Origin of the sequence: Variovorax sp. KBW07, assembly GCF_003852515.1 — a bacterium.
Taxonomy (GTDB): domain Bacteria; phylum Pseudomonadota; class Gammaproteobacteria; order Burkholderiales; family Burkholderiaceae_C; genus Variovorax.
Genome location: NZ_QAJK01000019.1, coordinates 37,688 through 43,758, shown reverse-complemented (window position 1 = coordinate 43,758; position 6,071 = coordinate 37,688). Strand labels below are relative to the sequence as shown.

At 67.7% G+C, this 6,071-nt stretch carries 9 protein-coding genes; 5 read left to right on the top strand and 4 right to left on the bottom strand.

Going from position 1 to position 6,071, the window contains the following annotated elements; all coding sequences use genetic code 11:
• The first annotated feature begins 137 nt into the window (after positions 1-137).
• Positions 138-1,334: a YncE family protein gene (locus DBV14_RS04305; RefSeq protein ID WP_124457966.1), complete on the top strand. Its 1,197-nt coding sequence runs from the start codon at positions 138-140 to the stop codon at positions 1,332-1,334.
• A gap of 31 nt (positions 1,335-1,365) precedes the next feature.
• Positions 1,366-1,581 (top strand): hypothetical protein, encoded by a 216-nt coding sequence (locus tag DBV14_RS04300; protein ID WP_124457965.1) that lies wholly within the window; start codon positions 1,366-1,368, stop codon positions 1,579-1,581.
• A 57-nt stretch (positions 1,582-1,638) separates the two neighbouring features.
• Here DBV14_RS04300 and DBV14_RS04295 read toward each other — a convergent pair whose 3' ends face one another.
• The 3 genes from DBV14_RS04295 to DBV14_RS04285 all read right to left on the bottom strand — a co-directional run bounded on the left by DBV14_RS04295 (position 1,639) and on the right by DBV14_RS04285 (position 3,895).
• A complete protein-coding gene (locus DBV14_RS04295) occupies positions 1,639-2,547 on the bottom strand; it encodes a DUF808 domain-containing protein (RefSeq protein WP_124457964.1) in 909 nt (302 codons plus the stop codon).
• Positions 2,548-2,696: 149 nt separating this feature from the next.
• Positions 2,697-3,377 carry a PepSY-associated TM helix domain-containing protein gene (locus tag DBV14_RS04290; protein ID WP_124457963.1) on the bottom strand — a complete coding sequence of 227 codons (681 nt, stop codon included), beginning with the start codon at positions 3,375-3,377 and terminating at the stop codon, positions 2,697-2,699.
• The gene (locus DBV14_RS04285; protein WP_124457962.1) at positions 3,377-3,895 is read right to left on the bottom strand and encodes a GNAT family N-acetyltransferase; all 519 of its coding nucleotides are present in this window, start codon (positions 3,893-3,895) and stop codon (positions 3,377-3,379) included. The genes DBV14_RS04290 and DBV14_RS04285 overlap by 1 nt, the downstream gene beginning before the upstream one ends.
• On the opposite strand from DBV14_RS04285, the gene DBV14_RS04280 reads away from it, so the two are divergent.
• Genes DBV14_RS04280 through DBV14_RS04270 form a run of 3 tightly spaced genes read left to right on the top strand, consistent with a single transcriptional unit; the run spans position 3,894 to position 4,719 of the window.
• A complete protein-coding gene (locus tag DBV14_RS04280; RefSeq protein WP_124457961.1) occupies positions 3,894-4,130 on the top strand; it encodes a hypothetical protein in 237 nt (78 codons plus the stop codon). The genes DBV14_RS04285 and DBV14_RS04280 overlap by 2 nt on opposite strands.
• Entirely contained in the window at positions 4,127-4,426 is a 300-nt protein-coding gene (locus DBV14_RS04275; protein ID WP_124457960.1) for a VF530 family DNA-binding protein, read from the top strand. Before DBV14_RS04280 ends, DBV14_RS04275 begins: the two co-directional genes overlap by 4 nt.
• A gap of 2 nt (positions 4,427-4,428) precedes the next feature.
• Positions 4,429-4,719, top strand: a complete 291-nt coding sequence (locus tag DBV14_RS04270) for a 2Fe-2S iron-sulfur cluster-binding protein (protein ID WP_124457959.1) — start codon at positions 4,429-4,431, stop codon at positions 4,717-4,719.
• Here the strand turns inward: DBV14_RS04270 and DBV14_RS04265 are convergent, their stop codons facing one another.
• On the bottom strand, positions 4,720-6,060 hold the full coding sequence (locus DBV14_RS04265) for an MFS transporter (protein ID WP_260396807.1): 1,341 nt from the start codon (positions 6,058-6,060) through the stop codon (positions 4,720-4,722). It abuts the gene before it with no gap.
• Positions 6,061-6,071: the final 11 nt, after the last annotated feature.

The following is a 6,071-nucleotide window of genomic DNA, read 5'->3' as shown; positions in this document are numbered from 1 at the left end:
AGCGTCGCCCTGAATGAACCGCTGCGAGCAAACCACGCGGATGACAGCAACTCCTCGCGTTCTCGCTACCATCCGCTGCCGGGCCAGGCCAAGCCGCCCCCGGCGCAGAACGACACCAACAACACGGAGACAGCACCATGAAGTTTCGCCCTGCCGCACTGGCCGCCCTCGCCTTGACAGCTCTAGGCACGCTCGCCGGCTGCACCAACCTCACCCCCATCGTCCCGCAACGCCAGTTGATGCTCGTCGCCAACGACGAAAAGCAATCGTGGAACGATGCCGGTGTCGTCATCCTCGGGCCGATGGGGCGCGACACCGTGCAGGTGCTGGACATCGGCACCGATCCGCTGGCACCCAAGGTCGTCGGCACGCTGCAGCTGGACAACACCATCGCCGGCCCGCCGACCAACCTGGCGATCACGCCCGGCGAAACGCTGGCGCTTGTCGCCAATTCGCTCAACGTGATCGAAGAAAACGGCGCACGCAAGCAGGTGCCCGACAACCGCCTCTTCGTGATCGACCTCACCACCACGCCGCCCAAGCTGCTCGACACCCTCACGGTCGGCAAGCAGCCATCGGGCCTGTCGATCAACCGGGCGGGCAACCTCGCGCTGGTGGCCAACCGCGCCGACAACTCGGTCAGCGTGCTGCGCATCGCGGGCAAGAAGGTCACGCTCATCGACACCGTGGCCATGGGCGATTCGGTGGCGCACGTGCGCTTCACGCCCGATGGCAAGCGCGCGCTGGCCGCCAAGTTTCCCAGCCACAAGATTGCGCTGCTCGATGTGAATGGCGAGAAGGTCAGCTACAACAAGGTCGACCTGGCAGCGGGCCTGTGGCCCTACAACGTGGATGTGACGCCCGACGGCAAGCTCGCGCTGACGGCGGACAACGGAAACTCGGGCGCCTCCGACGGGCAGGTCGACACGGTGAGCGTGATCGACCTCGAAGCGACGCCGCCGCGCGTGGTCGACAAGGTCGTGGTGGGCGACGGGCCCGAAGGGCTGGCCGTGAGCCCGACGGGCAGGCACGCGGTGGCGGTGATCCTGCGGGGCAGCAACTCGGCCAAGAACGCGTACTTCTACAACCGCAACGGCTCGGTGGTGCTGCTGAAGATCGACGGCAAGAAGGTCACGCGCGCCAACGAGGTGGTGGTGCGCGGCCTGCCCGAAGGCGCGGTGTGGAGCGCGGACGGCAAGTACCTGTACGTGGGCAACTTCATCGACCAGGACATCACGATCCTGCGCCTGGACGGCGATACGCTGGTGCCCACGGGCAAGTCGTTCCCGCTGCAGGGCCATCCGGCCGCGATGCGCGGGACAATGACGCACTGATCCACCCTCTCCCGAACGAAGAAGACAAGCCATGGCGCAACCCAAACGACAACTCCGCACGCTCGAACGCGGCATTCTCTGCCTCGTGATCGGCGCCGCCGTTCTGCTGGGGCCCCGCTTCCTGCAGGGCACGCGCTGGTTCGAGATGGTGGCGGGCGCCTACCTGGTGGGCTGGTTCGCGCTTGTGCTGGGGGCCGCGCTGATCGTGGTGGAACTGGTCAAGCGCGGCAAATCGCCGCGCCAGTAGCAACAACAACGACAACAACCGGCGCGCGACGCAATCGGCAGAACGGAATCGAAGGGCTCAGCCCTTCTTGCCGCGCAGCTTTCCGAAAAGCTCCACGCCGGCCAGCACGATGGCGCCGGCCACGAGGCCCACGCCGGCGTTCACGCCCATAGAGCCGAGCGTGCCGAACACGCCGCCGGTGGCCTTGGACCAGTCTTCGATGGCATGGCCGAAGGCGGGCACGCCGTGCACCAGGATGCCGCCGCCCACGAGGAACATGGCGGCCGTGCCGGCGACCGACAGGCCCTTCATGAGCCAGGGTGCCATGGCCAGGATGCCGCGGCCCAGGCCGCGCGCAGCCGCGCTGGCGCGCTGGCTCAGGTAAAGGCCCGCGTCGTCGAGCTTCACGATGCCGGCCACGAGGCCGTACACGCCGATGGTCATGATCAGCGCAATGCCGACCAGCACGCTGAGCTGCGTGAGGAAGGGCTGGCCCTGTACGGTGCCCAGCGTGATGGCGATGATTTCGGCCGAGAGAATGAAGTCGGTGCGCACCGCGCCCTTGATCTTGTCTTTTTCGACCGCGACCACGTCGACCGCAGTGTCGGCCACGGCCTTTTCGTGGCGCTGGGTGTCGGCCTCGTGTTCCTTCTTGTGCAGGAACTTGTGGGCGAGCTTCTCGGTGCCTTCAAAGCAGAGAAACGCGCCGCCGACCATCAGCAGCGGCGTGACCAGCCAGGGCAGCCAGGTGCCAATGGCCAGTGCGGCGGGCACCAGGATGACCTTGTTGACGAAGGAGCCCTTGCAGACCGCCCACACGACCGGAATTTCGCGCTCGGCCCTGACGCCGGACACCTGCTGCGCATTGAGCGCAAGGTCGTCGCCAAGGACGCCGGCGGTCTTCTTGGCCGCCACTTTGGTAAGGATCGACACGTCGTCCAGAACGGTCGCAATATCGTCGAGCAGCAGGAGCAGGCTGGTGGCCATGGGCAAAGATGGGGGCTGAAAAGAAGCGGCGAGCTTATCCGCAGCCGCCGGCCACCCCTTCAATACCCGTACGCCCCAGCCCCGAACACCGGCGCGGATACGGCATTCGTTTGCGAATTTCCGCCGGTGAGGAGGCGGTCAGAGGGCGGTCAGAGGGCCGTCAGCGCCAGTGTCAGCACCGCGACCAGCGAAGCACCGAACAGCGCCAGCCCCACGCGCCGGCGGCGGTGCGTGAGCATCCACAGCGCCACGCCCGAAAGCGACAGGAAGATCAGGCTGCCGGCCAGCGTATCGACCAGCAAAATCCAAGGCAGCGGCATGCCGCCGCCCTTGTGCATGTTGGTGAGCGTGGCGACAAAGCCGTTGTGCGTGGTGTTCACGCCGACCGAGCGGTTGCCCTGCCAGTACTCGGCCTGCACCATTTCGTTCGGGCCACCGAAATTGAACAGCCAGTGCGCCGGCTGCGTGAGCACCGGAGCGGTCTTGTCGTTCTTGTCGGCCCAGGCCACGGGCTTGGCCGGCTCGATGCGGGTGGTGTTGGGCGGCCCGCTCATGCGCAGCGCGCCTTGCAGCCACAGGCTCATGGCCTCGGGCGTATCGGGCACGGGGTCGGGCAGCGCCAGCTGGGCGCGGGTGCGCTCCTGGGCCTGCGGCAGCTTCAACACGTTGCGGTGGTTGAGCCAGATGCCGCTGAAACCGAACAGCAGGCCCAGCACGGCGCCCCACAGGCCGAACCAGCCGTGGGTGCGGCGAATCCATTGCACGGCGGTGGTGCGGCGCTGGTGGGCCCGCACGCGCGCGGCGGGGCCGAGGCTGCTGTCGGGGTTCATCAGGCCACGCTGCGCTTGAGCCGGATTTCCTCCACGCGCACGGTGCCCAGCGCGGTGGTCTTGGCGGTCTTCATCTCGCGCTTGAAGCCTGCGAGTTCGTGGAAACGCATGGCGCGGTCGTTGCGAATGGGCACCCAGATGGTGACCGTGCTGCAGCCTTCTTCTTCGAGGCCTTCGCGGGCGGCATCCCACAAGGCCACGCCGACGCCCTTGTCCCAGTGCTCGGGCTTGACGTAGATGGCCCAGATTTCGCCCGTGGTGGGCGGTGTCTTGGGGTCGCGCGAGCGGTCGAAGCCGACAAAACCGACGATTTCGCTGCCGAGCACGGCCACGTGCACCTGCGGCTCGCTGTACTCGATGGCTTCGCGCCACTTGGCTTCGCGCGAGGCGGGGGCCAGCACGCGCAGGTCGTCTTCGGACAGGATGCCTTCGTAGGCGGCCTTGGCGGCCAGGGCATGGACTTCGGCGACGGCCTTGGCGTCGCGCAGGGTGGCGGGGCGAACTTCGTAATCTGACATGAATGCGGAAAAACAGATGGAACCTCGTATTGTCGCCGCACCGCTAAACTGCCCGGTGTATCCGTCGTATCAACAGGAGAAATACATGGCCAAGAGTCAGCAGCGCAGCACCAAGGAAGCAAAGAAACCGAAGAAGGACACCTCCCCGCCGAAGCCCGTGGGCACCGGCGGCATCGAGCCCGTCCGCACGATCACCACCGCGGTGATTCCGCGCGGCAAGCTCAAGAACAAGTGACCGACGAAGCGCCTGCACCGGTCCCGGCCAAGCCGGTCCAGCCCCGGAACCCGTTGCACGGGCTCACGCTGGAAGCCATCGTGACGGCGCTGGCCGACTACTACGGCTGGGAGCACCTGGGCGAGCTGGTGCCCATTCGCTGCTTCGCGATCGATCCGAGCGTGGGCTCCAGCCTGAAATTCCTGCGCAAGACGCCCTGGGCGCGCGAAAAGGTCGAGAGCCTCTACCTCTTCATGCTGCGCGAGCAACGCCGCGAACAGCAGCAACAACCACCACAAGATCCGCGGCAACCGTGACGATGAGGGTCCGCCTCGAACCGTCGGGCCTGGACTTCGAAACCGAAGCCGGCACCACGCTCCTGAAGGCCGCCGAGGCGGCCGGCATCGCGCTGCCGAGCTCGTGCCGCAACGGCACCTGCCGCACCTGCATCTGCAGGCGGCTGTCCGGCGAAACGCGCCACACCATCGAATGGCCCGGCCTGAGCGCCGATGAAAAAGACGAAGGCTGGATCCTGCCCTGCGTGGCCGAAGCGCTGGGCGACCTCACGCTCGACGCGCCGCAGGCGTTCTCGGTCTTCGAGCCCGTCTAGCTACACAGTTCCGGTCGATTGCGCCCTGGCGGCGGTGCCAGTGCCAACAGCAGCAGGCATCACCACCACCATCCGGTCGCGCTGCGCGAGCGACGGGAACAGCCGGAACCAGGTCAGCGCCACCAGCACCGTGCCCACGCCGCCCACCACCACCGAGCCCACCGGCCCGAGCAGCGCCGCCGTGGCGCCCGACTCGAATTCGCCGAGCTGGTTGCTCGCACCGATGAAGATCGAATTGACCGCGCTCACCCGCCCGCGCATGGCATCGGGCGTTTCAAGCTGCACCAGCGTCTGGCGGATGACCACGTTGACCATGTCGGCTCCGCCGGACACCGCCAGCGCGATCAGCGACACCACGAAGCTCTTCGACAGGCCGAACACCACCATGCAGACGCCGAACAGCGCAATTGCCAGCAGCAGCGTGCGACCGATGTGGCGCTCGACCGGCCGCCGCGTGAGCACGATCGACATCACCAGCGCCCCCACCGCGGGCGCGCCGCGCAGCAGGCCGAGCCCCCACGGGCCGGTGTGCAGGATGTCCTTGGCGTAGATCGGCAGCAACGCCACCGCACCGCCCAGCAGCACCGCGAACAGGTCGAGCGACACGGCGCCCAGCACCGGCTTGCGCTTCCAGATGAAGTCGACGCCCGCGAACACGGTGCCCAGCGTGACCGGCTCGCGCATGGCCGGCGTGTAGGCGTAGCGCAGCCGCAGCACCAGCGCGCAGGCCACGGCGAAGAACGCCACGCTGGCGCCATAGACCACCGCCATGCCCGCCACGAACAGCAGCCCGCCGAGCGCAGGCCCGCCGATGATGGCGCCCTGCATGCCGGCCGAGCTGAAGGCCATCGCACGGGCCAGCATGGTGGGCGGCACCAGCAGCGGCGTCAGCGCCTGCTGTGCCGGCATCTGGAAGGCCCGCACGGCCCCCAGCACCAGCGACAGGCCCAGCAGCAGGCCGCGCGTGTCGTGCTTTTCCTGCACCGCCAGCAGCAGCACCAGCGCCACCAGGCCCTGCACCGCGAAGCAGGCGGCCACGATGCGGCCGCGATGGTGCCGGTCGACGATGTGCCCGGCCAGCAGCGCCAGCAGCAGCGCGGGCACGAACTGGTACAGGCCCACCAGGCCCAGGTCCCAGGCGCTGCCGGTGAGCTCGTACATGTGCCAGCCGATGGCCACCAGCAGCATCTGCGAGGCGGCGGTGCCGAAGAGCCGCGCCGTCCACATCTGCATGAACGGACGCTCGCGCGTCAGGTCGGAGAAGCTCGGCGAAGGAAGGTTGCCGGGCGCTTTGGCGGCGGCGTCTGGAGAGGGGGAAGAAGCGGGGGCGGGGCCGGACATTGGTTCAAGGA